This is a genomic window from Streptomyces endophyticus (assembly GCF_035798155.1).
GTDB classification, from domain to species: domain Bacteria; phylum Actinomycetota; class Actinomycetes; order Streptomycetales; family Streptomycetaceae; genus Streptomyces; species Streptomyces endophyticus.
In genome coordinates this window covers 1-26,495 of sequence record NZ_JAOZYC010000066.1, presented here as the reverse complement: position 1 = coordinate 26,495, position 26,495 = coordinate 1, and the positions used below count along the sequence as shown (strand labels likewise).

The 26,495-nt window shown below is 70.0% G+C and carries 25 protein-coding genes and 1 pseudogene; 17 read left to right on the top strand and 9 right to left on the bottom strand.

Translation table 11 applies throughout. The features are described from left to right. Positions 1–144 precede the first annotated feature (144 nt). The 3 genes from dprA (at position 145) to OKJ99_RS08855 (ending at position 3,201) form a co-directional block, all read left to right on the top strand. A complete protein-coding gene (dprA, locus tag OKJ99_RS08865; protein WP_326015304.1) occupies positions 145–1,311 on the top strand; it encodes a DNA-processing protein DprA in 1,167 nt (388 codons plus the stop codon). Positions 1,312–1,661: 350 nt separating this feature from the next. Further along, positions 1,662–2,504: an RNA polymerase sigma factor WhiG gene (gene whiG, locus OKJ99_RS08860; protein WP_326015303.1), complete on the top strand. Its 843-nt coding sequence runs from the start codon at positions 1,662–1,664 to the stop codon at positions 2,502–2,504. 139 nt (positions 2,505–2,643) lie between these two features. Continuing rightward, positions 2,644–3,201, top strand: coding sequence for a TetR/AcrR family transcriptional regulator (locus tag OKJ99_RS08855; protein WP_326015403.1), 558 nt, complete (start codon positions 2,644–2,646; stop codon positions 3,199–3,201). Positions 3,202–3,264: 63 nt separating this feature from the next. Here the strand turns inward: OKJ99_RS08855 and OKJ99_RS08850 are convergent. Further along, positions 3,265–3,780 (bottom strand): annotated as a pseudogene (locus OKJ99_RS08850) (M23 family metallopeptidase); the annotation flags it as partial. Between the two features lie 287 nt (positions 3,781–4,067). Here OKJ99_RS08850 and rpsB point away from each other — a divergent pair. The 10 genes from rpsB to OKJ99_RS08800 all read left to right on the top strand — a co-directional run bounded on the left by rpsB (position 4,068) and on the right by OKJ99_RS08800 (position 14,890). After that, positions 4,068–5,018, top strand: a complete 951-nt coding sequence (rpsB, locus tag OKJ99_RS08845; protein WP_326015302.1) for a 30S ribosomal protein S2 — start codon at positions 4,068–4,070, stop codon at positions 5,016–5,018. Between the two features lie 121 nt (positions 5,019–5,139). Beyond that, on the top strand, positions 5,140–5,976 hold the full coding sequence (gene tsf, locus OKJ99_RS08840; RefSeq protein ID WP_326015301.1) for a translation elongation factor Ts: 837 nt from the start codon (positions 5,140–5,142) through the stop codon (positions 5,974–5,976). 170 nt (positions 5,977–6,146) lie between these two features. After that, positions 6,147–6,917: a UMP kinase gene (pyrH, locus tag OKJ99_RS08835; protein WP_266714648.1), complete on the top strand. Its 771-nt coding sequence runs from the start codon at positions 6,147–6,149 to the stop codon at positions 6,915–6,917. Between the two features lie 156 nt (positions 6,918–7,073). Continuing rightward, on the top strand, positions 7,074–7,631 hold the full coding sequence (gene frr, locus OKJ99_RS08830; protein ID WP_326015300.1) for a ribosome recycling factor: 558 nt from the start codon (positions 7,074–7,076) through the stop codon (positions 7,629–7,631). Positions 7,632–7,663: 32 nt separating this feature from the next. Beyond that, positions 7,664–8,860 carry a phosphatidate cytidylyltransferase gene (locus OKJ99_RS08825; protein WP_326015299.1) on the top strand — a complete coding sequence of 399 codons (1,197 nt, stop codon included), beginning with the start codon at positions 7,664–7,666 and terminating at the stop codon, positions 8,858–8,860. A 160-nt stretch (positions 8,861–9,020) separates the two neighbouring features. Next, on the top strand, positions 9,021–9,677 hold the full coding sequence (locus OKJ99_RS08820) for a YceI family protein (protein WP_326015298.1): 657 nt from the start codon (positions 9,021–9,023) through the stop codon (positions 9,675–9,677). 50 nt (positions 9,678–9,727) lie between these two features. Continuing rightward, positions 9,728–10,834: a 23S rRNA (adenine(2503)-C(2))-methyltransferase RlmN gene (rlmN, locus tag OKJ99_RS08815; protein WP_326015297.1), complete on the top strand. Its 1,107-nt coding sequence runs from the start codon at positions 9,728–9,730 to the stop codon at positions 10,832–10,834. A gap of 254 nt (positions 10,835–11,088) precedes the next feature. Beyond that, entirely contained in the window at positions 11,089–12,186 is a 1,098-nt protein-coding gene (locus tag OKJ99_RS08810; protein ID WP_326015296.1) for a thiamine ABC transporter substrate-binding protein, read from the top strand. Further along, the gene (locus OKJ99_RS08805) at positions 12,162–13,841 is read left to right on the top strand and encodes an ABC transporter permease (RefSeq protein ID WP_407700662.1); all 1,680 of its coding nucleotides are present in this window, start codon (positions 12,162–12,164) and stop codon (positions 13,839–13,841) included. The genes OKJ99_RS08810 and OKJ99_RS08805 overlap by 25 nt, the downstream gene beginning before the upstream one ends. Continuing rightward, entirely contained in the window at positions 13,841–14,890 is a 1,050-nt protein-coding gene (locus tag OKJ99_RS08800; protein ID WP_326015295.1) for an ABC transporter ATP-binding protein, read from the top strand. Before OKJ99_RS08805 ends, OKJ99_RS08800 begins: the two co-directional genes overlap by 1 nt. A gap of 26 nt (positions 14,891–14,916) precedes the next feature. Here the strand turns inward: OKJ99_RS08800 and OKJ99_RS08795 are convergent, their stop codons facing one another. From OKJ99_RS08795 to OKJ99_RS08765, 7 genes are all read right to left on the bottom strand, one after another. Continuing rightward, a complete protein-coding gene (locus OKJ99_RS08795) occupies positions 14,917–15,585 on the bottom strand; it encodes an LAETG motif-containing sortase-dependent surface protein (protein ID WP_326015294.1) in 669 nt (222 codons plus the stop codon). 166 nt (positions 15,586–15,751) lie between these two features. Next, positions 15,752–16,858, bottom strand: a complete 1,107-nt coding sequence (locus OKJ99_RS08790; protein WP_326015293.1) for an LOG family protein — start codon at positions 16,856–16,858, stop codon at positions 15,752–15,754. 71 nt (positions 16,859–16,929) lie between these two features. After that, positions 16,930–17,343 (bottom strand): VOC family protein, encoded by a 414-nt coding sequence (locus OKJ99_RS08785; protein ID WP_326015292.1) that lies wholly within the window; start codon positions 17,341–17,343, stop codon positions 16,930–16,932. Positions 17,344–17,430: 87 nt separating this feature from the next. After that, positions 17,431–18,600: a hypothetical protein gene (locus OKJ99_RS08780; RefSeq protein ID WP_326015291.1), complete on the bottom strand. Its 1,170-nt coding sequence runs from the start codon at positions 18,598–18,600 to the stop codon at positions 17,431–17,433. Next, positions 18,582–19,334: an ABC transporter ATP-binding protein gene (locus tag OKJ99_RS08775; RefSeq protein ID WP_326015290.1), complete on the bottom strand. Its 753-nt coding sequence runs from the start codon at positions 19,332–19,334 to the stop codon at positions 18,582–18,584. The genes OKJ99_RS08780 and OKJ99_RS08775 overlap by 19 nt, the downstream gene beginning before the upstream one ends. A 249-nt stretch (positions 19,335–19,583) precedes the next feature. Beyond that, complete coding sequence (locus tag OKJ99_RS08770; RefSeq protein WP_326015289.1) at positions 19,584–20,963, bottom strand: aspartate aminotransferase family protein; 1,380 nt, start codon at positions 20,961–20,963, stop codon at positions 19,584–19,586. Next, a complete protein-coding gene (locus OKJ99_RS08765) occupies positions 20,948–21,463 on the bottom strand; it encodes an Lrp/AsnC family transcriptional regulator (protein ID WP_326015401.1) in 516 nt (171 codons plus the stop codon). Before OKJ99_RS08765 ends, OKJ99_RS08770 begins: the two co-directional genes overlap by 16 nt. Positions 21,464–21,630: 167 nt before the next feature. Between OKJ99_RS08765 and OKJ99_RS08760 the strand changes: the two genes are divergently transcribed. The 4 genes from OKJ99_RS08760 to OKJ99_RS08745 all read left to right on the top strand — a co-directional run bounded on the left by OKJ99_RS08760 (position 21,631) and on the right by OKJ99_RS08745 (position 25,475). Continuing rightward, positions 21,631–23,082 (top strand): gamma-aminobutyraldehyde dehydrogenase, encoded by a 1,452-nt coding sequence (locus tag OKJ99_RS08760; protein ID WP_326015288.1) that lies wholly within the window; start codon positions 21,631–21,633, stop codon positions 23,080–23,082. Beyond that, the gene (locus OKJ99_RS08755) at positions 23,079–23,579 is read left to right on the top strand and encodes a DUF1990 family protein (protein WP_326015287.1); all 501 of its coding nucleotides are present in this window, start codon (positions 23,079–23,081) and stop codon (positions 23,577–23,579) included. Before OKJ99_RS08760 ends, OKJ99_RS08755 begins: the two co-directional genes overlap by 4 nt. Before the next feature lie 89 nt (positions 23,580–23,668). Next, positions 23,669–24,871: a polyamine ABC transporter substrate-binding protein gene (locus OKJ99_RS08750; RefSeq protein ID WP_326015286.1), complete on the top strand. Its 1,203-nt coding sequence runs from the start codon at positions 23,669–23,671 to the stop codon at positions 24,869–24,871. A gap of 64 nt (positions 24,872–24,935) precedes the next feature. Then, positions 24,936–25,475 (top strand): HXXEE domain-containing protein, encoded by a 540-nt coding sequence (locus OKJ99_RS08745; protein ID WP_326015285.1) that lies wholly within the window; start codon positions 24,936–24,938, stop codon positions 25,473–25,475. Here OKJ99_RS08745 and OKJ99_RS08740 read toward each other — a convergent pair. Then, positions 25,459–26,495 (bottom strand): serine hydrolase domain-containing protein (locus OKJ99_RS08740; protein WP_326015284.1); only part of this gene is annotated, 1,037 nt, incomplete at its 5' end. The two genes, OKJ99_RS08745 and OKJ99_RS08740, sit on opposite strands and share 17 nt — an antisense overlap.

Genomic DNA, 26,495 nt, shown 5'->3' with positions numbered 1-26,495 from the left:
GTCGCTCCGGGTGGTGTGTGTGGGGCGGCCGAGGTGTCGGCCGGTGCGGGGCGGGGTCCCGCGTGGGGTGTTGGTGCTGAGGTGTCGGCCGGTGTGGGCCGAGGGCCCGCGTGGGGTGTTGGTGCTGAGGGAGGGTGGGGCGTGATGGGTGTGGAAGGTGGGGACGATGTGCGGCTCGCGCGGGTGCGGCTCACGCGGATCGTGGAGCCGGGCTGGGAGGTGGCGGGGCAGTGGCTGCGCGAGTTCGGGGCCGTGGAGACGGTGCGGCGCATCGAGGCGGGCGGGACGGAGGAGCCGCTGCCCGGGGTGCGGGCCGGACGCTGGGAGGGGCTTGTCGCGCGGGCCGCGGACGCGCCGCCCGCCGAGCGGGATCTGACGCGGGCGGCGGCGGCCGGGGCGCGGTTCGTGTGCCCGGGGGATGCCGAATGGCCGGGACAGTTGGACGACCTGGGAGACGGGCGGCCGGTGGGGCTCTGGGTGCGGGGCGGGCCCAACCTGCGGATGTGGGCGCTGCGCTCGGTCGCCGTGGTGGGCGCGCGGGCCTGCACGGACTACGGGGTACGGATGGGCGCGAGTCTCGGGGCCGGGCTCGCCGAGCGGGGTTGGGTCGTGGTCTCGGGCGGGGCCTACGGGGTCGACGCCGCCGCGCATCGTGGGGCACTCGGAGCGACCGGGGCGACGGTGGCCGTGCTCGCCTGCGGCATCGACCGGATCTATCCGCGGGGGCACACCCAGTTGATCGACCGGGTCGCGGAACAGGGACTCGTGATCGGGGAGTTGCCGCCCGGGGACCATCCGACGCCCAGCCGGTTCATCCTCCGGAACCGGGTGATCGCCGCGCTCACCAGAGGCACCGTCGTGGTGGAGGCGGCCTACCGCAGCGGAGCGCTGGGCACGGTCCGTTGGGCGCAGCGCCTCGGGCGGCACGCGATGGGCGTTCCGGGGCCCGTGACCAGCAGTGTCTCCGCGGGAGTGCATGAACTGCTGCGCAAGGAGGCGGTGCTGGTGACCGACGCGGCGGAAGTCGTGGAGCTGGTCGGGGAGATGGGCGAGCTCGCACCCGAGCGCCGTGGCCCTGTGCTGCCCCGCGATCTGCTGCCGACCGGCGCGGCGCGGGTGCTCGCCGCGCTTCCCGCGCACGGGGTGTGCAGCGTCGCCGAGGCCGGCCGCGGCGCGGGGACGAGCCAGGACGAGACGATCGGGAGGTTGTACGAACTGCGCTCTTTGGGGTTCGTCGAACGACACGGCGATGGCTGGCAGTTGACACGCCAGGCGATCGAATCGGTCTTTCCCGGAGGGGAGCTGTTCTGACGCGGTGCGTTGCGCCGTCCGGATGACACCCCGATGACCTTGGCAATTCCGGCAGTTGGCGCCCTGTCGTGATCGGTCGGGGTGACGGAACCGGCCACGCGAGTCGACGAAGGGAACGTATCTGCGCAACGGTGATCTCACACCCTTCGCACACTGCGACGCTCCAGTCACGCTACGCTCACCAGGATCCGGGTTCGTCCCCTCCATCCGGAATCAGGTGGGTAGCTCGGTACCAGTCATCACCAGACGGGCAACACGGCATCTTCACAGGCAGAGCGATCACAGCGACCAGTACGTCAAGCACCCTCGGTTTCCTGGGGACGCAGCAGCAGAACGGCACAAGGCGGCGCATGCCACAACACACCTCAGGGTCCGACCGGGCGGCGGTTCCCCCCGCCGCGCGCGGCTCCAGCGTGCGGCCTCCGGCTCCCTCCTCCCTTGAGGAGCTGTGGAGGTCGTACAAGGCGACGGGCGACGAGCGGCTCCGGGAGCAGCTGATCCTGCACTACTCGCCGCTGGTGAAATACGTGGCGGGCCGCGTCAGCGTGGGGCTGCCGCCCAATGTGGAGCAGGCGGACTTCGTCTCGTCCGGGGTCTTCGGGCTCATCGACGCGATCGAGAAGTTCGACATCGAGCGGGAGATCAAGTTCGAGACGTACGCGATCACCCGGATTCGCGGCGCGATGATCGACGAACTGCGCGCGCTCGACTGGATTCCCCGGTCCGTGCGGCAGAAGGCGCGCAACGTGGAGCGCGCCTACGCCACCCTCGAGGCCCAGCTGCGGCGCACTCCTTCGGAGAGCGAGGTGGCCGCGGAGATGGGGGTCGCGCTCGAGGAACTGCATGCGGTTTTCAGTGCGTTGTCGCTGGCGAACGTGGTGGCGCTGGAGGAACTGCTGCACGTCGGGGGCGAGGGCGGTGGGGACCGGCTCAGCGTCCTGGACACGCTCGAGGACCACGCCGCGGACAATCCGGTGGAGGTCGCGGAGGACCGGGAGCTGCGGCGGTTCCTGGCGCGGGCGATCAATACGCTGCCGGAGCGCGAGAAGACCGTCGTCACGCTCTACTACTACGAAGGCCTGACGCTGGCCGAGATCGGCAATGTGCTCGGCGTCACGGAGAGCCGGGTCAGCCAGATCCATACGAAGTCCGTGCTGCAGCTGCGGGCGAAGCTGGCCAGTTTCGGGCGGTGAGAGGGCGCGGCCCGGCGTTCCGGCGAATCGTGCCTGCCGCGTGCCTGCCTCCGGTCGAGGGCTCTTGAGGCCCGACCGGCTCCCGTCGCGGTCCGCATCTTCGTAAAGTGGAGACGTGCCTAGGATTCGAGCGGCCTCCGTGGCCGAGCACCGGTCGATGCAGCGCGGCGCCCTTCTGGACGCGGCGCGTTCCCTGCTGTCCGAGGGCGGGACGGACGCGCTGACGTTTCCCGCGCTCGCGGAGCGGACGGGGCTCGCGCGCTCGTCCGTCTATGAGTACTTCAAGTCGCGCGCGGCCGTGGTCGAGGAGCTGTGCGAGGTCGACTTCCCGGTGTGGGCCGCGGAGGTCGAGGCCGGGATGGCGCGGGCCGATACGCCCGAGGGCAAGGTCGAGGCGTATGTGCGCGAGCAGTTGGCGCTGGTGGGGGACCGGCGGCACCGGGCGGTCGTCGCCATCTCCGCGAGTGAGTTGGACGCCGGGGCGCGGGAGAAGATCCGGGCCGCGCACGGCGGGCTCGTCGCGATGATCGTCGAGGCGCTCGAGCAGATGGGGCATGCGCAGCCCCGGCTCGCCGCGATGCTGGTTCAGGGTGTGGTGGACGCGGCCGTGCGCAGGATCGAGCTGGGGGCCGCGGAGGAGCCCGGCGTGATCGTGGACGCGGCCGTGGGGATGGCGCTGCGGGGCGTCCGCGGCTGAGCCCGGGGCCCAGCCGAAGAGCGCGCCCGGCCATGCCCCTGATCGCTCCCCCGGCCACTCCCACCCCCACACCGGCAGCAGCCTCGAAGGACCCCCGCGCGTCAGTGCCGGGTCCAGGAGCGTCAGCGGGTCCAGGTATGTGTCGCCCCGGAGCAGGCCCCAGTGCAGGCACGACGGGGCGGCGTGCGGGCAATGGCCTGTGGGGAGTTGGAGGGTGCCCACCACCTCGCCGGCCTTGATGTCCTCGCCCTTGCGGACCGTCGGTGTCACCGGTTCGTACGTCGTGCGCAGCGGTGGGTCGCCGGTGTCCGGGAGTTGCAGGGAGACCACGCCCCTGCCCGCGATCTCGCCCGCGAAGAAGACCCGGCCGTCGACCACCGCGCGTACGGGGGCATCGATGGGGGCCGCCAGGTCGACGCCGCGGTGGCCGGGGCCGTAGGGCGTCGACGGCGGCGCCCAGGCGCGGACCACCGAAGGGCGCTCGCCCACCGGCCACAGGCGGGCGTCCCCCGCTCGCGCCGAGGACGGGAAGGCCAGCGTGACGAGCAGTACGACCGTCACCGTGAGTAGTTTTCGCATGGCGCTCAGGTTCCACCGCGATGCCGTCCCGCGGGGATCATGGCCGGGAAACGTGGACTACCGAGCGGTTGTGGACAGCGGCGTCACCCGGTACCTCGCGGGTCCCGTACACTTCATGTGGCGATCCGGCCCACCGGATCGACTTCGCACGCCCCGACGCCGAGCCTCACAGGCTTCGTGTCAGTGGCCTATCGGTCCCGTACGACCGCCTCGCAAGAGCGCGAGCGTACGCGGCAGGCACACGCAGTGGGCGTCAGGAAACAACCGAGAACACAAGGAGTACGGCCATGGCCGTCGTCACGATGCGGGAGCTGCTGGAAAGCGGCGTCCACTTCGGTCACCAGACCCGTCGTTGGAACCCGAAGATGAAGCGCTTCATCTTCACGGAGCGCAACGGCATCTACATCATCGACCTTCTCCAGTCGCTGTCGTACATCGACCGCGCCTACGAGTTCGTCAAGGAGACCGTCGCCCACGGCGGCACGGTCATGTTCGTCGGCACGAAGAAGCAGGCGCAGGAAGCGATCGCCGAGCAGGCGACCCGCGTCGGCATGCCCTACGTGAACCAGCGCTGGCTGGGCGGCATGCTCACCAACTTCTCGACCGTCTACAAGCGTCTGCAGCGCCTCAAGGAGCTCGAGCAGATCGACTTCGAGGACGTCGCCGCGTCCGGTCTCACCAAGAAGGAGCTTCTCGTGCTCTCGCGCGAGAAGGCCAAGCTGGAGAAGACCCTCGGTGGTATCCGCGAGATGTCCAAGGTGCCCAGCGCCGTCTGGATCGTGGACACCAAGAAGGAGCACATCGCTGTCGGCGAGGCCCGGAAGCTCAACATTCCGGTCGTCGCGATCCTCGACACGAACTGTGACCCCGACGAGGTCGACTACAAGATCCCGGGCAACGACGACGCGATCCGCTCCGTCACCCTGCTCACCCGCGTGATCGCCGACGCCGTCGCCGAGGGCCTCATCTCCCGCTCCGGCGTTGCCACGGGCGACCAGAAGCCGGGCGAGAAGGCCGCCGGCGAGCCGCTCGCCGAGTGGGAGCGCGACCTGCTCGAGGGCGACAAGAAGGACGAGAAGGCTGCCGAGGCCGAGGTCCAGACCTCCGCCGAGACCGAGAAGGTCGCGGACGCCGAGGAGGCCGAGGCTCCCGCAGCCGAGGCCGCCGCCGAGGCTCCGGTCGAGACCCCGGCCGAGGCCCCCGTCGAGGCCCCGGCTGCGGACGCCGAGCAGGCCTGACCCGTACGGGATTCGGTTTCATGAGGTGACGGCGGGGGTCGACTGCGACCCCCGCCTTCACCCGTAACCGTCACCTTCGTTCTCACACTGCTTCAGACTTCGTAGAGAGAAAACCAGGATCATGGCGAACTACACCGCCGCTGACGTCAAGAAGCTCCGCGAGCTCACGGGCGCCGGCATGATGGACTGCAAGAAGGCGCTCGACGAGGCCGACGGCAGCGTCGACAAGGCCGTCGAGGCCCTGCGCATCAAGGGGCAGAAGGGCGTCGCCAAGCGCGAGGGCCGTTCCGCCGAGAACGGCGCGGTCGTCTCCCTCATCGCCGACGACAACACCTCCGGTGTCATCGTCGAGCTGAAGTGCGAGACGGACTTCGTCGCCAAGAACCCGAAGTTCCAGGCCGTTGCCGACCAGCTGGTCGCCCACGCCGCCAAGACGTCCCCCGCCGACATCGAGGCGCTGCTCGCGTCCGAGATCGAGGCCGGCAAGACCGTCCAGGCGTTCGTCGACGAGGCCAACGCCAACCTCGGCGAGAAGATCGTCCTGGACCGCTTCGCGCAGTTCTCGGGCGCGTACGTCTCTGCCTACATGCACCGCACCATGCCCGACCTGCCCCCGCAGATCGGTGTTCTGGTCGAGCTGGACAAGGCCGACGCCGAGCTGGCCAAGGGCATCGCGCAGCACATCGCCGCCTTCGCGCCGAAGTACCTCACCCGTGAGGACGTTCCGGCCGAGATCGTCGAGTCCGAGCGCCGCGTCGCCGAGGAGACCACTCGCGCCGAGGGCAAGCCGGAGGCCGCGCTCCCGAAGATCGTCGAGGGTCGCGTCAACGGCTTCTTCAAGGAGGCCACGCTGCTCGGTCAGCCGTACGCCCTCGACAACAAGAAGTCCGTCGAGAAGGTCCTCCAGGAGGCCGGTGTCACCCTGAAGCGCTTCGCGCGCATCAAGGTCGGCATCTGAGTCCGTACCGCGCCAGACGCGAGACCCGCTAGGGTCGACAGCAGTCGTCCGGGTACGCGCCGGACGACCGCAGTTGTGACGAGGAGGCCATTGCCGCGCATGGGATGCGAACCACCCCACCGGCAGTGGCCTTCTTCGTATGTGTGCCGAGCAAAAGAAGCGAGAGTCCCATGACCACCACCCAGGCCGACAACGGTGACAAGAGCGACGAAGGCAAAGGCGCGGGGCGCTTTCTGCTGAAGCTTTCCGGCGAGGCGTTCGCCGGGGGCGGGGGTCTGGGCGTCGACCCCGACGTGGTGCACGCCATTGCCCGTGAGATCGCGGCCGTCGTACGCGACGGCTGGCAGCTCGCGGTCGTCATCGGCGGCGGCAACTTCTTCCGCGGCGCCGAGCTGCAGCAGCGCGGCATGGACCGCGCCCGCAGCGACTACATGGGCATGCTCGGCACGGTCATGAACTGCCTGGCCCTCCAGGACTTCCTGGAGAAGGAGGGCATCGACTGCCGCGTGCAGACCGCCATCACCATGGGTCAGGTCGCCGAGCCGTACATCCCGCTGCGCGCCGTGCGTCACCTGGAGAAGGGCCGCGTCGTCATCTTCGGCGCCGGTATGGGCATGCCGTACTTCTCCACCGACACCACCGCCGCGCAGCGCGCCCTGGAGATCGACGCCCAGGCGCTGCTCATGGGCAAGAACGGTGTCGACGGCGTCTACGACTCGGACCCGAAGACCAACCCCGAGGCCGTGAAGTTCGACGGGCTCAGCTATGGCGAGGTCATCACCCGCGACCTGAAGGTCGCCGACATGACCGCGATCACCCTGTGCCGTGACAACAAGCTGCCGATTCTCGTCTTCGAGCTCATCACGTCGGGCAATATCGCCCGTGCCGTCAAGGGTGAGAAGATCGGGACCCTCGTAGGCGAACAGGGCACCCGCGCCTGACACCCTTCCGTCCCCCTGGAACCCCGTGTCCTCGAAGGTTCCCCGAGGGATGGACAATGTCCTGCCGGTCGGACACCGTGCAGGAAAGACACACGACGCAGCCGACCGCGCCCCCGTGCCCGGCCGGGCCTCACTCAAGACACGCAGGAGCAAGTGGTGATCGAAGAGACCCTCCTCGAGGCCGAGGAAAAGATGGAGAAGGCCGTCGTCGTGGCCAAGGAGGACTTCGCCGCGATCCGCACCGGTCGTGCGCACCCGGCGATGTTCAACAAGATCGTGGCGGACTACTACGGCGCGCTGACGCCGATCAACCAGCTGGCCTCGTTCTCGGTGCCCGAGCCGCGGATGGCCGTGGTGACCCCGTTCGACAAGAGCGCGCTGCGCAACATCGAGCAGGCGATCCGCGACTCCGACCTCGGCGTCAACCCGAGCAATGACGGCAGCATCATCCGAGTGGTCTTCCCGGAGCTGACCGAGGAGCGCCGCAAGGAGTACATCAAGGTCGCCAAGGCCAAGGCCGAGGACGCCAAGGTCTCCATCCGCTCCGTGCGCCGCAAGGCCAAGGACACGATCGACAAGGCGATCAAGGACGGCGACATCGGCGAGGACGAAGGCCGCCGCGGCGAGAAGGAACTGGACGACACCACCACGAAGTACGTGGCCCAGGTCGACGAGCTGCTCAAGCACAAGGAAGCCGAGCTGCTCGAAGTCTGAGCGAGCGCGGAAGATCGAGGTTCGAGGAATCCGTGAACGACTCTTCCTGGGGTGCGCCGACCGGGCCCGGACAGTGGGGCCCGACCGACGGCCAAGGGTCCGCCCCTGGTCAGGGGCCCGCGTACGGGCAGGTGCCGTCGTACGGCCAAGGACCGTCGTACGACCACGGGCGCGCTCCGGCGGGTCCCGCGTACGAACGGCACACGGTCGATGAGACTCGGCCCATGCCCATCGTGCCCGATATGCCTGATACGCCTTCTGGTGACGGAAGGGGCGACGACCAGGACGACCGGGGGGCCGCTCGGCTGAGTGGTCCTCTGTTCCGCGACGAGGCGCCGCACCGGCCGGAGTCGGCCGAACAGTCTGCGCGGCCCGCGGAGCCTGCGGGCTCCTCGCAGCCCGAACCGCCCAAGAAGAAGAGCGCGGGCCGGGACCTCGGGGCGGCCATAGGCGTCGGTGTCGGGCTCGGCGCGGTGATCGTCGCTTCGCTCTTCATCGTCAAGGCCGTGTTCGTCGGCGTGATAGCGGTCGCCGTCGTCGTCGGCCTGTGGGAGCTGACCTCGCGGCTCGAGGAGCGCAAGGGCATCAGGGCGCCGCTCGTGCCGCTCGCGGTCGGCGGCGCGGCCATGGTGGTGGCCGGCTACGTACGGGGCGCGGAGGGCGCCTGGGTGGCGATGGCGCTGACCGCGCTCGCGGTCCTCGTGTGGCGGATGACGGAGCCGCCCGAGGGGTATCTGAAGGACGTCACGGCGGGGGTCTTCGCGGCCTTCTACGTGCCGTTCCTCGCGACCTTCGTGGCGATGATGCTCACCGCGGACGACGGGGCGTGGCGCGTGCTCACGTTCCTGATCCTGACGGTCGTCAGCGACACCGGGGCGTACGCGGTCGGCTGGCGTTTCGGCAAGCACAAGCTCGCGCCGCGGATCAGTCCCGGCAAGACCCGCGAGGGCCTGCTGGGTGCCGTGTCGTTCGCCATGGTGGCCGGCGTGCTGTGCATGCAGTTCCTGGTGGACGACGGCACGTGGTGGCAGGGCCTCGTCATGGGCGCCCTCGTCGCGGCTAGCGCGACCCTCGGAGACCTCGGCGAGTCCATGATCAAGCGGGACCTCGGGATCAAGGACATGGGGACGCTGCTGCCGGGCCACGGCGGAATCATGGACCGGCTGGACTCCCTGCTGCCGACGGCCCCGGTCGTATGGCTGCTTCTGGTGCTGTTCGTCGGTTCCTGAGGAACACGAGGAACACCCACGTGAGAGCCCCTGTCCGTAACCGGACGGGGGCTCTCCGTATTTTCCCCGGCGGGACTTGTGAAGACCTGTTCGCGAAGGTGGTCGGGTTCGTTGAGGGGGGCTTGCGTGCGTTCTTTACGCTGAAGTAACAACGTGCCTCATGAACATCTTCGGTCGCAGCTTCACATCCCGGCGTGCAGAGGGATCCGCTGCTCCAGGGGCCACCGGCACCGCGGTACTGCCCGACCCGGCCGGCCACGATCCCTCCATGGCGGCGCTCACGGGCACATGGATGGTCGACCCCGCGCACAGCAGGATCGGGTTCTCCGTTCGGCACGCCATGGTGACGACGGTGCGCGGCGCCTTCGCGGAGTACCAGAGCCGCCTCTATTTCGACGGCGACGACCCGTCCCGCTCTTCCGCCGAGCTCGTCCTCGCCACGGCGAGCGTCGACACCGGAGTCGAGCAGCGGGACGCCCACGTAGTCGGCCGTGACTTCCTGAACGCCTCCCAGTACCCGCGGATGACCTTCAAGAGCACCTCCGTGGAACTGGCGGGCGACGACCTCTACCGGATGCACGGAGACCTCACGATCAAGGGCGTCGCCCGCCCCGTCGTCCTCGAACTCACCTACATCGGCTTCGTCACGGACGCCTTCGGCGACGAACGCGTCGGCTTCGACGGCACCACCACCATCAACCGCACCGACTGGGGCCTCACGTACCAGGCCCGCCTCGCCCAGGGCGGCAACATGGTCAGCGAAAAGGTCCGCCTCCAGTTCGACATCGCGGCCATCCGCACCCCGGCTGGCCCCTGAGATCGCGGGGGCGCGGGGCACCCTCGTAGATCTGCGACACTGGATGAGCTATGCCTAAGCCCGGAGAACTGACGTTCGTCGCCCCCCGCGGGGCCAAGAAGCCGCCGCGGCACCTTGCTGATCTTTCGCCTGCTGAGCGGAAGGAAGCCGTTGCCGCGGTCGGTGAGAAGCCGTTTCGCGCCAAGCAGCTCTCGCAGCACTACTTCGCGCGGTACGCGCACGATCCCGCGGAGTGGACCGACATCCCCGCCGGGTCGCGCGAGAAGCTGCGGGACGCGTTGCTGCCGGAGCTGATGACCGTCGTGCGGCATCTGTCGACCGACCAGGACACCACGCGCAAGACGCTGTGGAAGCTGTTCGACGGGACGCTCGTCGAGTCCGTGCTGATGCGGTATCCGGACCGCGTGACGATGTGCATCTCGTCGCAGGCCGGGTGCGGGATGAACTGCCCGTTCTGCGCCACCGGGCAGGCCGGGCTCGACCGGAACCTGTCGACCGCTGAGATCGTGCATCAGATCGTTGACGGGATGCGCGCGCTCAGGGACGGGGAGATTCCCGGGGGGCCCGCGCGGCTCAGCAACATCGTGTTCATGGGCATGGGCGAGCCGCTCGCCAACTACAAGCGGGTCATCCAGGCCATTCGCGCGCTCACCGACCCGGAGCCGGACGGGCTCGGGCTCAGCCAGCGCGGCATCACCGTGTCGACGGTCGGGCTCGTGCCCGCCATCAACCGGTTCACCGACGAGGGCCTCAAGTGCCGGCTCGCGATCTCGCTGCACGCCCCCGACGACGAGCTGCGCGACACCCTCGTACCCGTCAATACGCGGTGGAACGTGCGCGAGGTGCTCGACGCCGGGTTCGAGTACTCGGCGAAGTCCGGGCGCCGGCTGTCGATCGAGTACGCGCTCATCCGGGACATCAATGACCAGGCGTGGCGTGGTGACAGGCTCGGGCGGATGCTCAAGGGCAAGCCGGTGCATGTGAATCTGATTCCTCTCAACCCGACGCCCGGTTCCAAGTGGACCGCCTCGCGGCCCGAGGACGAGAAGGCCTTCGTCGACGCCATCGCCGCGCACGGCGTCCCGGTGACCATCCGGGACACCCGTGGCCAGGAGATCGACGGAGCCTGTGGACAGCTGGCGGCCACCGAGCGGTAGCCTGGCCGGGTAAGTACGACAACTACATCTGCATTTCCGACAGGGGAGCGCCACAGCGCTGAGAGTGCGGCAACCGACGGCAGGCATCGCGTCGACAGGCCGCAGACCCTCTGGACCTTGCCCGGGTCATTCCGGGTAGGAAGTTCGGACACCACTCAAGCTGTTGTGCCCTGCCCGGAGCCTTGGCCGATTTGGCCGGAAGGTTCCGGGCAGGGCCGCGTCTTCTCCTGGTCATCTCCAGGAGGAATGAAGTAGTGAGCAAGAAGAAGTCGGCCACCACCGCGTACGTCGCCGTGGTCGTGGGGCTCGGGCTCGTCACGTTGTCCGCGTGCGGGTCGTCCGGTGGTGGCTCCGGTGCAGCGGGCGGGGACTCCAGGACCGTGACCCTCGTGAGTCACGATTCGTGGGCCGTCTCGAAGGGCGTACTGAAGGACTTCGAGAAGAGCTCCGGTTACAAGGTCAGGGTCCTCAAGGACGGGGACGCCGGCGAGGCCGTCAACAAGGCGATCCTGTCCAAGGACAATCCGCAGGGCGACGTCTTCTTCGGCGTCGACAACACCCTGCTCTCGCGGGCGCTCGACAACGGGATCTTCTCCTCGTACCGGGCCAAGGGGCTTGACGAGGTGAGGAGCGAGTACCGGCTCGACAAGGGGAAGGACCGCGTCACCCCCGTCGACACCGGGTCGCTCTGCGTCAACTACGACAAGGCGTACTTCAAGAAGCACGACCTCGCGCCGCCGTCGTCCTTCGCCGATCTCACCAAGCCGGCCTACAAGAACCTGCTGGTCACGGAGAACGCGTCCACGTCATCGCCCGGTCTCGGCTTTCTGCTCGGGTCCGCCGCGAAGTACGGCGACGACGGCTGGCAGCCGTACTGGAAGAAGCTGAAGGCCAACGGGCTCAAGGTCGTCGACGGCTGGGACCAGGCGTACAACGAGGAGTTCAGCGGGAGCGCCGGCGGGAAGAAGGCCGGCGGGGACCGGCCGCTCGTCGTGTCGTACGCGTCCTCGCCGCCCGCCGAGGCCGTGTTCGCCGATCCGCAGCCGAAGACCTCGCCGGTCGGGGTCGCGAAGGGGACGTGCTTCCAGCAGGTCGAGTTCGCGGGGCTGCTCGACGGGGCGAAGAACGAGAAGGGCGGCAAGGTGCTGCTCGACTTCTTGGTCTCCAAGAAGTTCCAGGAGGACATGCCGCTCAACATGTTCGTCGACCCCGTGACGGAGAACGTCACCGCGCCCGCCGACTACACCAAGTACGCGGTGAAGATCGACGATCCCGGGACCATGAGCCCGCGCAAGATCGCGGACAACCGGGACGACTGGGTGAAGTCGTGGACGTCGCTCGTACTGAAGTAGTCGTCAAGAGGAGGACCGGGAACGCGGCGCGGCTCGGGCTCATGGCCCTGCCCGTCGTGTTCTTCGGGCTGTTCTTCGCCTACCCGGTCGTCGCGATCGTCGAGCGCGGCCTGCACGTCGACGGCGGCTGGCAGCTCGGCCGGATCCTGGACGTGCTCGGGCAGTCCGACATCCGGCACGTCCTGTGGTTCACGGTGTGGCAGGCGCTCGCGTCGACCGCGCTGACGCTGCTGATCGCGCTGCCGGGGGCGTATGTCTTCGCCCGGTTCGAGTTTCCCGGCAAGCAGGTGCTGCGGGCCGTCGTCACCGTGCCGTTCGTGCTGCCGACCGTCGTCGTGGGCACCGCCTTCCTCGCGCTCGTCGGGAACGGCGGGCTGCTCGACGAGGTGTGGGGCGTCCGGCTCGACACGACGGTGTGGGCGATTCTGCTCGCGCATGTCTTCTTCAACTACGCCGTTGTCGTACGGACCGTTGGTGGGTTGTGGGCGCAGCTCGATCCTCGGCAGGAGGAGGCCGCGCGGATGCTCGGCGCCTCGCGGTTCGCGGCGTGGCGGAGGGTGACGCTGCCGGCGCTCGGGCCCGCTGTGGCCGCTGCGTCGTTGATGGTGTTCCTGTTCACGTTCACGTCCTTCGGCGTGGTGCAGATTCTGGGCGGGCCCGGGTTCTCGACCCTTGAGGTCGAGATCTATCGGCAGACCGCGCAGATCTTTGATCTGTCCACCGCTGCTGTGCTGACCATCGTGCAGTTCCTTGCCGTCGGCCTGATCCTCGGTGTGCACGCGTGGACCGTGCGGCGGCGGGAGAGCGCGCTGCGGCTCGTCGACGCGGCGCACACGGCGCGCAGGCCGCGCGGGGCCGGGCAATGGGCGCTCCTCGCTGGTGTGTTGGTGTCCGTCGCCCTGCTGATCGTGCTGCCGCTGGGTGTGCTTGTGGAGCGGTCGCTCGATGCTCCGGGCGGATACGGGTTCGGGTACTACCGGGCGCTCATGGACGCCGACGGCGGGACCTTCCTCGTGCCGCCGATCGACGCGATCTGGAATTCGCTGGAGTACGCGCTCGCCGCCACGGCCATCGCCGTGGTGATCGGTGGGCTTGCCGCTGCCGCCCTTACGCGGAGGGCCGGGCGGCTCGTGCGCGGGTTCGACGCGTTGTTGATGCTGCCGCTGGGGGTGTCGGCGGTGACCGTCGGGTTCGGGTTTCTGATCACGCTCGACGAGCCGCCGCTCGACCTGCGCTCCACGTGGATCTTGGTGCCGCTCGCACAGGCGTTGGTCGGGGTGCCGTTCGTGGTGCGGACGATGCTGCCGGTGCTGCGGGCCGTCGACGGGCGGCTCCGGGAGGCCGCAGCCGTGCTCGGCGCCTCGCCGCTGCGGGCCTGGCGGGAGGTCGACCTGCCGATGGTGCGGCGGGCACTGCTGGTCGCGGCCGGGTTCGCGTTCGCCGTGTCGCTCGGTGAGTTCGGGGCGACCGTGTTCATCGCGCGGCCCGACAATCCGACGCTGCCGGTCGCCGTGGCCCGCCTGCTCGGGCGGGCCGGTGACCTCAACTACGGGCAGGCGATGGCGCTCTCGACCGTGCTGATGGTCGTCTGCGCGGCCTCGTTGCTCGTCCTTGAACGGATTCGGCCCGCCAAGGCCTCGACCGGGGAGTTCTGATGTCGCTGCTGGAGTTGGACGACGCGACCGTACGGTTCGGTGGGCACGCCGTGCTCGACGACGTGGACCTGGAGGTCGCCGAGCACGAGATCGTGTGCGTGCTCGGGCCGAGCGGCAGCGGCAAGTCGACGCTGCTGCGGGCCGTCGCGGGGCTGCAACCCCTGGACGGCGGGCGGGTGTTGCTCGGCGGCGCCGACCAGGCGGGAGTGCCCGCGCACAAGCGGGGCGTCGGCCTGATGTTCCAGGACCACCAGCTGTTCCCGCAGCGTGACGTGGGGCAGAACGTCGCCTTCGGGCTGCGTATGCACGGGGCGGGCAAGCACGAACAGGCCGAGCATGTACGGGAGTTGCTGGGGCTCGTCGGGCTGCCCGGCGCCGAGCGGCGGCCGGTCGGTGCGCTGTCCGGAGGGGAGCAGCAGCGGGTCGCGCTCGCGCGGGCGCTCGCTCCGAGCCCGCGGCTGCTGATGCTGGACGAGCCGCTCGGGCAGCTCGACCGAACGCTGCGTGAGCGGCTCGTCGTCGAACTGCGGGAACTCTTCGGCGAGTTGGGGACGACCGTGCTCGCCGTCACGCACGACCAGGGCGAGGCCTTCGCGCTCGCCGACCGGGTCGTGGTGATGCGGGACGGGCGGATCGCCCAGACCGGTACGCCTCTTGAGGTGTGGCAGAACCCGGCGGACGAGTTCGTGGCCCGCTTCCTCGGCTTCGACAACGTGGTGGAGGCGACGGTCACCGGGGCGGTCGCGGACACGCCTTGGGGCAAGGTTCCGGTGCCGGACGGCTCGGAGCAGGGGGTCTGCCGACTCCTCGTCCGGCCCGCGGGCGTACGCCTCGTCCCTGCCGCCGAAGCCCAGTTGACCTGTGCCGTCACCGCGCGCACCTTCCGCGGTACGCACGTCGCCCTGCACCTTCAGCCGGGGGACGCGCCCCGCCTGGAAGCGGCCTGCGCGCTGCGCGAGGCGCCGGAGCCGGGGGACGAGGTCGGGGTCGCCTTCGACGCGGCGGACATCGTGGTGCTGGGAGCGGGCGTCGCTCGGGTGACCGGCTGAGCCGCCGAACGACGCCCGCGCCAGGCCTACTTCTGCGTCGATCCCTTGCGGCGGAGCGCGAAGACCACGCCGCCGCCCGCGACGACCAGGAGGGCCGCGATGCCGGCGATCACCGGGGTGTTGCTGCTCGACCCGGTCTCGGCGAGGTCCGAACCGCCGGCCGGGGAGGCGGAGCTGCTCGGTGCCGGGGCCGCCGCGGGCGCGCTCTTGGAGGGCGTCGGCTTCGCGGCCGGGGCCGAGGTGCTGGGCGCCGCGGACGTCGCAGGCGTCGACGGCTTCTCCGTCGCGCACGCCGTGGCAGGGGCGGTGACGCCGTCCTTGATGTCGTCGTCGACGTTGAAACGGTCGGTCTTCACGTGGACGCGGTAGGTCGCGCCCGGCTTCCAGTCCTCCTTGAAGGTGATCGTGGCGCCCTCCTTGGAGCCCTTCACGACCTGCGAGCCGACCTGCTCCTCGGAGCCGCCGGACGTACGGAAGACCGTGACGGTCGCTGGGGTGCCGGAGGCGTCCACGTCGGTGACGGAGATGACACCCTGCTGGCCGTCACAGCCGGCCTTGGCGGTGAACTCGCCGATGTTGCACGCCGATGCGGAGCCTGCGACGCCGAGCGTCAGGGCCGTCGCGGCGGCGGCCACGCCGGCGAAGCGGGCCGCTCTGGAGGAGATGCGCTGAGATATGCGGGGGGCTACGGACACAGCTGTCCTTCACATGTACGGGGAAGAGGAGGGGTGTGGCGCGGCGCGAACGCACCTCGAAGCTCAACACCCCCACGGTCACCGCTGGTTTATCGGTGACGGTGACGCACGGTCAATACACGAAGCGCCTCACCGGCGACTCTTGACTCCCGCTTGACCCAACGTGCTAGCCGAGTCGCTCGATCGCCCTGCCCGCCTCCTCGACCGTGTCCACCAGTGCGATCCGGTCCTCCATGGACCGCTCCCGGGCGAGCGCCTGGAGCAGCGGCCAGGTGGGGAGGCGTTCGGTCCAGTGCGCGCGGTCGACGAGGACCATCGGGGTCGGCTCGCCGCGCGACTCGTAGTAGTTGGGCGTCGCGTTGTCGAAGATCTCCTGGACCGTGCCCGCCGCGCCCGGCAGGAAGATCACACCCGCGTTGGAGCGGGCCAGCAGGCCGTCCTCGCGGGTGGCGTTGGCGAAGTACTTGGCGATGTGCTCGGCGAACGCGTTCGGCGGCTCGTGCCCGTAGAACCAGGTGGGGATGCCCACGGAAGGGCCGCCGCCCGGCCAGCGCTCCCGCACGGCGAAGGCCGCGTCCGCCCAGTCGGTGATCGACGGCGTGAACGACGGTGACTTGGCGAGGAGTTGGAGCGCGTCGTCGAGCATGGGGCCGGCGAACGGCGCCGCGTACGCGCCCAGGTTCGCGGCCTCCATCGCGCCGGGACCGCCGCCCGTCGCCACCGAGAACCCGGCGCGCGCCAGCGTCCGGCCGAGCCGCGCCGCGCCCTCGTACGCCTCCGTGCCGCGCGCCATCGCGTGACCGCCCATGACGCCCACCACCCGGTCCCCGACGAGGAGTTCGTCGAGCGCGTCGGACACGGAGTCGTCGTGCACGGCGCGCAGCATCGACGCGAACACGTCGCCGTCGGCCTTGGTCCGCTGGAACCACTCGTACGCGCGGGCGTCGGGAGTGGCCGCGTAGCCGCCCTCGGAGGACAGGCCCTCGAAGAGCTCGGCAGGGGCGTAGAGGCGGCCGCGGTACGGGTCGAAGGGGAGGCCAGGGACCGGCGGGAAGACCAGTGCGCCGCGCGCCCTGACGTCGGCCGCCGCCTGCGGATCCATGGGGCAGCCGAGGAATATGGCGCCCTCGACCTCGGCGCGGTGCAGGCGTTCGGTGCGGGTGGTCAGGTCGACGGCCTGCACCCGGTGTCCGGCCAGTGTGGCGCGCGCGGCCACCACCTCGTCGAACTCCGCGAGGGTCTCGATCTCGCGGTCCGAGGTGGTGGCGGGCACGGACGGTTCAAAGGATTGCTCTGGATTCGGCACCCGCCCATGCTAAGCACGGGCGGGCGGGCGCCCGTTGGTCAGCCCTCGACGACCGACGGGTCCATCCACACGACCTCGAAGGTGTGTCCGTCGAGGTCGTCGAAGGCCCGCCCGTACATGAAGCCGTGGTCCTGCTTCTCGCCGGTCTCGGTGCCGCCCGCGGCGATCGCCCGGTCCACGAGCTCGTCGACTGATCCGCGGCTCTCGGCGCTCAGCGCGAGGAGTGTCTCGCTGCTGCTCTTCGAGTCGACGATCGTCTTCTTGGTGAAGCCCGCGTACTTCTCCTTCGCGAGCAGCATGATCACGATGTGCTCGCTGATCACGATGGAGCTGGTGGAGTCGTCCGAGAACTGGGCGTTGCGCTCGTACCCCAGCTCCGTGAAGAACTTGGTGGACGCAGCCACGTCATTCACGGCCAGGTTCACGAAGATCATCTGCTGGTACTCGCTCATGATGTGTCCGTCGCCTTCTCGCTGAAGTCAGGTGATGTCAGGTGATGTGGTGCGTACGAACATGTAGACGGCCAGTGTCGTCAAAACTCATCGCGTCGTCAGCGGGGCCGCCGAAAGTTCCGCGACGAGCCAGGTCAGCGGCCCGAAAACGGCCAGCAGCGCACAGGCCCTGAGTGCCACCGCCCCGCGCAGCGCCGTGGCGGGCGCGCCGATCCGCAGCAGCGCCTCCGTCGTGTGCCGCCGAGCCTGGCGGGCCTCGAAGGACGCGGTCACCAGCGTCGCCACGGCACAGCCGACGACAAGCACCGCGCCGAGCGTCGCCAGCGGCCCGACGCCGGTCGCCGCCCCCGCGCGCTCCCCGTACACCGTGACCGCCGCGTACGCCCCTGACGCCACCGCGCAGACCACGCCGAGCGGGCGGCCGACGCGCCGTGCCTCCTCCTGGAGCACCCGGCCCGCGAGCAGCCGCACCGCCGAGGGGCGTACGGACTGCAACGCGCGCCCGCACAGATACGTGAGCCCGGGGCCGGCGAGCGCCAGGCCGAGCGCGGTCAGCGTCCACCCGGCGAGCACGCCGGTGGGGCTGCCGGTGAGACCGCCCGGCAGCCGGGAGCCCGCGGCGCCGCGGGCGCTCGCCGCGTACGTCTCCACGGCGAGGCCCGCCGCGAGCATCGCGAAGCCCCACGGCAGCCCGGTCGGAGCGGCCGCCGGTTCCTGCGGCTCCTCGGTGTCCTTGGCCGGACGGGCGAGCCGCGGGCGCAGCGCGAGGGCGCTCGCCGCGGAGGCCGCGAACGGTACCCAGGTCAGCAGGGTGAGCGTGGCGGCGAGCGGCAGGGGACGGTCGGCGGCGAGCAGCCCACGGGCCGCGCCGTCGAACGGGAGGCCCGTCAGGTCGCCCCGCAGATGCAGGAAGAACAGCAGCGCCAGCATCGAGCCGAGCGTGCAGGCGATCGCCGTGGAGATCGCGGCGAGCAGGGAGAGGCGGGCCGGGCCGAGGCCCACGGCGGACAGGCCCGCGCGCGGTTGTGTGCCGGGGTCGGAGCGGGCCACGGCGACCGCGAAGTACACCGTCGCGGCGATCGGCAGCGCGCACCAGGCGAGGCGCAGCAGCGAGTTGGCCGCGGTCTCGGGGTGCCCGAGCGCGTGGCCGAGCGTGCACAGGAGCAGAAAGCCGGTGCCGGCCGACGCGGCGGCGACCAGGAGTCTGCGCAGCTGGACCAGCGGGTGCGCGCCGCGCGCTAGACGGAGAGCGAGCACGCGGCCCGGCCTTCCCCTTCGGGGGCCTTCTCGGGCAGCGGCACGGTGTGCACGCGGCGCCCGTCGAGCAGCGACTCCGTGCGGTCGGCGAGCGCGCCCACCGCGGAGTCGTGGGTGGCGAGGACGACCGTGATGGCGTGCGAGCGGGCCGCGGCGGTGAGGGTGCGCAGGATGTGGGCGCTGTCGGCGCGGTGCAGGGTCGCGGTCGGCTCGTCGGCGAACACCACGTGCGGGGCGTGCGCGAGGGCGCGGGCGATGGCGACGCGCTGGCGCTCGGCGACGGACAGGGCGTGCGGGCGCTTGCGGGCGAGGCGGCCCACGTCGAGCCGGTCGAGCCACTCGTGGGCGGCGGACTTGGCGGAGCGCCGGGGGGTGCCGCGCAGCATCAGGGGGAGGGCCGCGTTCTCCCACACGTTCAGCTCGGGTACGAGGACCGGCTCGGGGTCGATCCAGCCGAACCGGTCGCGGCGCAGCCGTTCGCGTACCAGCGGGCCCATCGTGTGCACGGGCGTGCTGTTGAACCACACCTCGCCCTGGTTCGGCAGGAGCTGACCGGAGAGGCAGCGCAGCAGTGTCGTCTTCCCGCTGCCGCGGGGCCCGGTGACGGCGAGGATCTCGCCCTCGCGGACACCGAGCGAGACGCCGGTGAGAGCGGGGGACCCGCTGTCCGATCCGCTGTGTGCGTAGTGCAGGGCACGCGCCCACAGCACGTCGTTGTCCGGCGGGGCCACCATGACGTACACCTCGGTTCTGATCAGTTGCCTTCCCCCACAGGGCCCTCCTGACGGGTCAGAAGGGCCCTATCGGGGGAACGAAGGCGGGGCCGATCGGTCACTGGGCACCGTAAGGACGCGGGGGCGCGGGCCGGAGAAGGGCACGGCCCGGTCGCGTCCCATCTCACTCGGATGGGTGCAACCGGGCCGTGCCTCAAGCCAGTTGGCGTTCCGTGGACGCCCTGGCTCAGACCGTGGATCGGGTCTTGATCAGATCTTCTCCCAGGCCTCCGTGAGGACCTGTCGGATGATCCCTTCGATCTCGTCGAACGTCGCCTGGTCGGAGATCAGCGGCGGCGAGAGCTGGATGACCGGGTCGCCACGGTCGTCGGCGCGGCAGTACAGGCCGTACTCGAAGAGCTTCTTCGAGACGAAGCCGTAGAGCACGCGCTCCGACTCCTCGTCCGTGAAGGTCTCCTTGGTGGCCTTGTCCTTCACGAGCTCGATGCCGTAGAAGAAGCCGTTGCCGCGGACGTCGCCGACGATCGGCAGGTCGTGCAGCTTCTGCAGCGTGTTGAGGAAGTTCGCCTCGTTGTCGAGGACGTGCTGGTTGAGGCCCTCGCGCTCGAAGATGTCCAGGTTCGCGAGGCCGACGGCGGCGGAGACCGGGTGGCCACCGAACGTGTAGCCGTGCAGGAACGTGTTGTCGCCCTTGTAGAACGGCTCGGCGATCCGGTCGGAGACGATCGCCGCACCGATCGGGGAGTAGCCGGACGTCATGCCCTTGGCGCAGGTGATGATGTCCGGGACGTAGCCGAACTTGTCACAGGCGAACATCGTGCCGAGGCGGCCGAAGGCGCAGATGACCTCGTCGGAGACGAGCAGCACGCCGTACTTGTCGCAGATCTCGCGCACGCGCTGGAAGTAGCCGGGCGGCGGCGGGAAGCAGCCACCGGCGTTCTGCACCGGCTCCAGGAAGACGGCCGCGACCGTCTCCGGGCCCTCGAACAGGATCTCCTGCTCGATCTGGTCGGCGGCCCAGCGGCCGAAGGCCTCCGGGTCGTCGCCGTGGATCGGGGCGCGGTAGATGTTCGTGTTCGGCACCTTGTGCGCGCCCGGGACGAGCGGCTCGAAGGGGGCCTTGAGGGCGGGCAGACCGGTGATGGACAGGGCGCCCTGCGGGGTGCCGTGGTAGGCGACCGCGCGCGAGATGACCTTGTACTTCTGGTGGTTGCCGGTGAGCTTGTGGTACTGCTTCGCCAGCTTCCACGCGGTCTCGACGGCCTCGCCGCCACCGGTGGTGAAGAAGACCTTGTTGAGGTCGCCCGGCGCGTAGTGGGCCAGGCGCTCGGCCAGCTCCACGGCCTTGGGGTGGGCGTACGACCAGATGGGGAAGAACGCCAGCTCGGCCGCCTGCTTGGCGGCGACCTCGGCGAGCTCGCGGCGGCCATGGCCCGCCTGCACCACGAACAGGCCGGAGAGGCCGTCCAGGTACTTCTGGCCCTTGTCGTCGTAGATGTAGGTGCCCTCGCCACGCACGATGGTGGGAACGGGCGCGTTCTCGTACGACGACATGCGGGTGAAGTGCATCCACAGGTGGTCGTACGCGGTTCGGCTGAGGTCCTTGCTCACGGCTATCGGGTTCCCCACATATAGGTCTGCTTCTTGAGCTTCAGGTAAACGAAGCTCTCGGTGGAGCGCACTCCGGGGAGGGCCCGGATGCGTCGGTTGATGACCTCCAGAAGGTGGTCGTCGTCCTCGCAGACGACCTCCACCATCAGGTCGAACGAGCCCGCGGTCATCACGACGTACTCGCACTCCGGCATGTCGGTGAGCGCATCCGCCACGGGATCCAGGTCCCCCTCGACGTTGATGCCGACCATCGCCTGGCGTCTGAAGCCCACGGTGAGCGGGTCGGTGACGGCGACGATCTGCATCACGCCCTGATCGAGCAGCTTCTGGACGCGCTGGCGCACGGCCGCCTCGGAGAGGCCGACGGCCTTGCCGATGGCGGCGTACGGACGCCTGCCGTCTTCTTGAAGCTGTTCGATGATGGCGAGGGAGACGGAGTCGAGCGGCGGATTGCTGCCGTTCCTCGAACTGGGTCCCTTGGGGTCTGCGCTGCGACTGGCCACGGCCTCACTGTGCACGAGGACTCGTCTGTTCCGCAAGCCCGGATCGATGAAATTCGTTGTCTACGAGCTTCAACCTCACTAATTCCGTAGTTCAACAGGGGTGGGGGGTGTCGAAAACGTCGGTCCTCCGTCTAGGGTGGGCGTCTCAATCTTTGGACAGCGAACAGTCAGGAGGGCCGGTAGTGGGCACCAGTGAGCTGGGACGGCTGCGCAAGCTCCGCAACTACATCGGCGGTGAGTTCCAGGACGCCGTCGACGGACGGACCACCGAGGTGGTCAACCCCGCCACGGGCGAGGCGTACGCGACCGCGCCGCTGTCCGGGCAGGCCGACGTCGACGCCGCGATGGCCGCGGCCGAGGCCGCGTTCCCGGCCTGGCGCGACCTGGTTCCGGGGGAGCGCCAGAAGTACCTGCTGAAGATCGCGGACGCGTTCGAGGAGCGCGCCGAGGAGCTCATCGCCGTCGAGTCGGAGAACTGTGGGAAGCCGCTCGGTCTGACCCGCAGCGAAGAGATCCCGATGATGCTCGACCAGATCCGCTTCTTCGCGGGCGCCGCGCGCATGCTGGAGGGCCGCTCCGGCGGCGAGTACATGGAGGGCCTGACCTCCTTCGTGCGCCGCGAGCCGATCGGTGTCTGCGCGCAGGTCGCGCCGTGGAACTACCCGATGATGATGGGCGTGTGGAAGTTCGCGCCCGCGCTCGCCGCCGGTAACACGGTGGTGCTGAAGCCGTCGGACACCACCCCCGCCTCCACGGTCCTGATGGCCGAGATCATCGGCGCGATCGTGCCCAAGGGCGTCTTCAACGTCGTGTGCGGCGACCGCGACACCGGCCGCGCGATGGTCGAGCACAAGACCCCCGCGATGGCCTCCATCACCGGCTCCGTGCGCGCCGGCATGCAGGTCGCCGAGTCCGCCGCCAAGGACCTCAAGCGGGTCCACCTGGAGCTGGGCGGCAAGGCCCCGGTCGTCGTCTTCGAGGACGCCGACCTCGCGAAGGCCGCCGAGGGCATCGCCGAGGCCGGGTACTTCAACGCCGGCCAGGACTGCACCGCCGCCACCCGCGTCCTCGTCCACGAGTCGGTGCACGACGAGTTCGTCACCGCGCTCGCCAAGATCGCCGCCGAGACGAAGACCGGCGCGGCCGACGACGAGGACGTCCTCTACGGCCCGCTGAACAACGCCAACCAGCTGAAGCAGGTCACCGGCTTCATCGAGCGGCTCCCGGCGCACGCCAAGGTCGAGGCCGGCGGCCACCGGGTCGGCGAGCAGGGCTACTTCTACGCGCCGACCGTCGTCTCCGGCCTCAAGCAGGACGACGAGATCATCCAGAACGAGGTCTTCGGCCCCGTCATCACCGTCCAGTCCTTCACGGACGAGGAGCAGGCGGTCGGGTACGCCAACGGCGTCGAGTACGCGCTCGCCTCCTCGGTCTGGACGAAGGACCACGGCCGCGCGATGCGGATGTCCAAGGTCCTCGACTTCGGCTGCGTGTGGATCAACACCCACATCCCGCTCGTCGCCGAGATGCCGCACGGCGGCTTCAAGAAGTCGGGCTACGGCAAGGACCTGTCGGCGTACGGCTTCGACGACTACACGCGGATCAAGCACGTGATGACGTCGCTGGACGCGTGAGCCCGCGAGTGAACCTCACCTACAGCGAGGTCGGCGCGACCCTGGCGGCGGATGAACTGCCGCCGGGGTACGCCCACATGGACCGCCGTGTCCGGATCGGCTCGGGGCAGGAGTGCTTCGAGCGGGCCGGCGCGGCGGTCCTCTCGTGGGGCGCGCAGCGCGGGGCCGGGCTCCGGGTGACACCGGGCGGCGACGTCCGGGAGGGCGCGGACGTGCAGCTGCGGGCGCTGTTCCTGCGGATTCCCTGCCGGGTGGTACGGGTCGTGCGCGAGCCGTCGTGCGTCGGATTCGCCTACGGGACGCTGCCGGGGCATCCGGAGTGCGGCGAGGAGGCGTTCCTCGTCGAGCGGGCGGCGGACGGGGCCGTGTGGTTCCGGATCCGGGCGTTCTCGCGGCCGGGGCGGTGGTACGCGCGGCTCGGCGGGCCGGTGGCGCGGGGCGTGCAGAAGTGGGTGACCGGGCGGTATCTGCGGGCCGTCGCGGACGCGGTCGGGTGAGCGCGGATCGACAAGGTGTCGGCCCCCGGCCGCGGCGCTCGACGCAGCGTCCATTGTGGGGCCAAGTCGTCTCGCGGGAGGCTGAGTTCGTGCCAGTGAACCCGATATCCCACCAGGTCAACCGTCGTTCCCTGCTGCGCGCCCTGGGCGGTGGTGCCGCGGCCGCGACGGTCGGCGCCCTCGCCACGGGCTGTGGGGTGCCCGCCGCGTACGTCTCGCCGGGCGAGCGGGCGGGCCACGATCTGTCCGCCGGCGAGAAGCGGCTCACCTGGGCCAACTGGCCGCTCTACATCGACGTCGACGACGACAACCCGTCGAAGCGGCCCACCCTCGACGCGTTCGAGAAGCGGACCGGGATCCAGGTCAAGTACACCGAAGAGATCAACGACAACGACGAGTTCTTCGGCAAGATCAGCCCGTCGCTGATGAACCACCAGAAGACCGACCGCGACCTCATCGTCATCTCCGACTGGATGTGCTCGCGCTTCGTGCGCCTCGGCTGGGTCCAGGAGATGGACCGCGCGCGCCAGCCGCACGTCACCAAGTACCTCGACCCGCTGCTGCGCTCGCCCGCCTTCGACCCGGGCCGCAAGTACACCGTGCCGTGGCAGTCCGGCATCACCGGCATCGCGTACAACAAGCGGAAGCTGGGCCGCGAGATCAAGCACGTCTCGGACCTGTGGGCGGCCGACCTCGCCGGGCGGGTCACCCTCCTCTCCGGTCTCGACGAGTCCTTCGCCCTCCTCATGCAGGGCAACGGCGTCGACATCACCAAATGGAAGGCCGCCGACTTCGACAAGGTCTGCGACCAGGTCGAGAAGCTGGTGAAGTCGAAGCACATCCGCCGCTTCACCGGCAACGACTACATCAAGGACCTGTCCAGCGGCGACGTCCTCGCCTGCCAGGCGTACAGCGGCGACATCATCCAGCTCCAGGCCGACAACCCGGACATCGAGTTCGTCGTGCCCGAGGAGGGCGCCGAGCTCTGGGCCGAGTCCCTGATGATCCCCAACCTCGCCGACCACAAGGCCAACGCCGAGCGCCTGATCGACTACTACTACCGGCCGGAGGTCGCGGCGGAGCTGGCCGCGTGGGTCAACTACGTCTGCCCGGTGCCCGCGGCGCGCGACGTCCTCGCCTCCTCCAAGGACAAGGAGACGGCCGCGCTGGCCGAGGACCCGCTGATCTTCCCCGACGACCAAATGCGCTCGCGGCTCGCGATCGCGCGTGACATCGGGCCGGGGGAGCGGACCGAGTTCTCGAAGCGGTGGAACAAGATCGCGGGGTTGTGAGGCGCGACGAGTGTCACAACTCGGCCCCCGGGAAGCCGAGTTGAGCCCGCCGTAGGCTCCGGCCATGACCGATGACCAGTCGTCCGTCGAGGCCGCGGTGACCCTGGGGCTGTTCGCCGCCTGGGCGCTGCACGACACCGAAGAGGTGCTCACCACTGCGCGCTGGATCCGGAAGAACGTGCCGCGGCTGCGCGAGCGGTGGCCGGACGTGCCCGAGCGGGTGTGGCGGCTCATGGAGCGCGCCGACGGCCGGGAGTTCACCGCGGCCGTCGGCGTCATGGCGGGGATCGTCGGAGCGGGGGCCGTCGCCGGGTGGGCGAGCGGTGGCCGCAGTGCCACGTATCAGGCCATGTTGAACGGGTTCGGGGCGCACGGGCTGCTGCACATCGGGCAGGCCGTCGCCGTGCGTGGTTACACCCCGGGCGTCGTGACCTCGCCGCTGCTCGTCGTTCCGTTCACGGTGTGGGCGCGGCGGCGGCTGAAGAGGGCCGGGGTGCTGCGGCCGGGCCGGGCCCGTGACGTCGTCGCCGGGGTCGCCTGGGCGGCCGCGGCGACGGCCGTGTCGCACGGGGTGGCGCACCGACTGGTCAGGCCGCGTTCCTGACCGCTGCCATGCTGATGCGCTGGGCGACGGGGTTCATCTCCTCGCCCTTCGCGTCCGTGGAGTTGACCGAGTAGACGGCCGTCCGGGACAGGTCGCGGGTGGCGGCGATTCCGGTGCTGTAGCCGTACCGTGCGCCGGACTTGCCCCAGTACACGTGGCCGCCGATCTCGATCCGCTGGAGGCCGGCGCTCATGGTGGCGCCGTCGATGTCGGCCGGGACCGTGAACATCTCGTCGAGCTGTGGGGTGGGTACGAGTCGGCCCCTGAAGAGGGCGGTGAGCAGTCGCTCCAGGTCGGCGGTCGTGGAGATCATGTCGCCCGCCGCCGACCGGTCGGCCTGGACCCACCGCGTCACGTCGACGAACTCCCCGTCCACGAGCTGGTACCCGCGGTGGTGCGGGCCGTGGATCCGCGGGTCGGTGCCGGGGAAGTACGTGTGCCGCATCCCGGCCGGGCGCAGCACGAGCCGGGCCGCCGTCTCCCCGAAGGAGTCGCCGGTGACCTTCTCCACGAGCAGCCCGAGCAGCGTGTAGTTGATGTTGAGGTACTGCTGCCGCGTGCCCGGCGCGAACGCGGGGCCCTTGGCGAGCGCCGAAGCGGCGACCTGCGCGGGCGTGATGACATCGAAGCGGTGCGCGTACTGGTCCGCGAACGCGTCGCCCCAGCCGTCACCGGCCGGTATCCCGCTCGTGTGGTTGAGCAACTGCCGTACGGAGATGGGCTGCCGGAAGCCGGTGCCGCGGAAGAGCGCGGGGAGGTAGCGCTGCACCGGCGCGTCCAGGTCCACGCGCCCGTCGGCGGCGAGCCGCAGCACCGTGGCCGCCGTCACGACCTTCGTGGTGGAGCCCGCCCGGAACTGTGCGTGCTCCAGGGCCCTCGCGCCGCTGCGCAGGTCCCGTACGCCCGCGGCACCGTGCCAGGAGCCGCCGGTGCCGCCGACCCGGACGAGGACCCGGGTGAGGCTGCGGGTGTGGATGAGGATTCCGCCCGCGCTGGTCAGCACGACCGCGCAGACCAGCA

Excerpts from the sequence above, each read along its gene's own strand:
- dprA (WP_326015304.1), top strand. The coding sequence starts at position 145 with ATGGGTGTGGAAGGTGGGGACGATGTGCGGCTCGCGCGGGTGCGGCTC.
- whiG (WP_326015303.1), top strand. The coding sequence starts at position 1,662 with ATGCCACAACACACCTCAGGGTCCGACCGGGCGGCGGTTCCCCCCGCC.
- rpsB (WP_326015302.1), top strand. The coding sequence starts at position 4,068 with ATGGCCGTCGTCACGATGCGGGAGCTGCTGGAAAGCGGCGTCCACTTC.
- tsf (WP_326015301.1), top strand. The coding sequence starts at position 5,140 with ATGGCGAACTACACCGCCGCTGACGTCAAGAAGCTCCGCGAGCTCACG.
- pyrH (WP_266714648.1), top strand. The coding sequence starts at position 6,147 with ATGACCACCACCCAGGCCGACAACGGTGACAAGAGCGACGAAGGCAAA.
- OKJ99_RS08820 (WP_326015298.1), top strand. The coding sequence starts at position 9,021 with ATGAACATCTTCGGTCGCAGCTTCACATCCCGGCGTGCAGAGGGATCC.
- rlmN (WP_326015297.1), top strand. The coding sequence starts at position 9,728 with ATGCCTAAGCCCGGAGAACTGACGTTCGTCGCCCCCCGCGGGGCCAAG.
- OKJ99_RS08800 (WP_326015295.1), top strand. The coding sequence starts at position 13,841 with ATGTCGCTGCTGGAGTTGGACGACGCGACCGTACGGTTCGGTGGGCAC.
- OKJ99_RS08785 (WP_326015292.1), bottom strand. The coding sequence starts at position 17,343 with ATGAGCGAGTACCAGCAGATGATCTTCGTGAACCTGGCCGTGAATGAC.
- OKJ99_RS08775 (WP_326015290.1), bottom strand. The coding sequence starts at position 19,334 with ATGGTGGCCCCGCCGGACAACGACGTGCTGTGGGCGCGTGCCCTGCAC.
- OKJ99_RS08745 (WP_326015285.1), top strand. The coding sequence starts at position 24,936 with ATGACCGATGACCAGTCGTCCGTCGAGGCCGCGGTGACCCTGGGGCTG.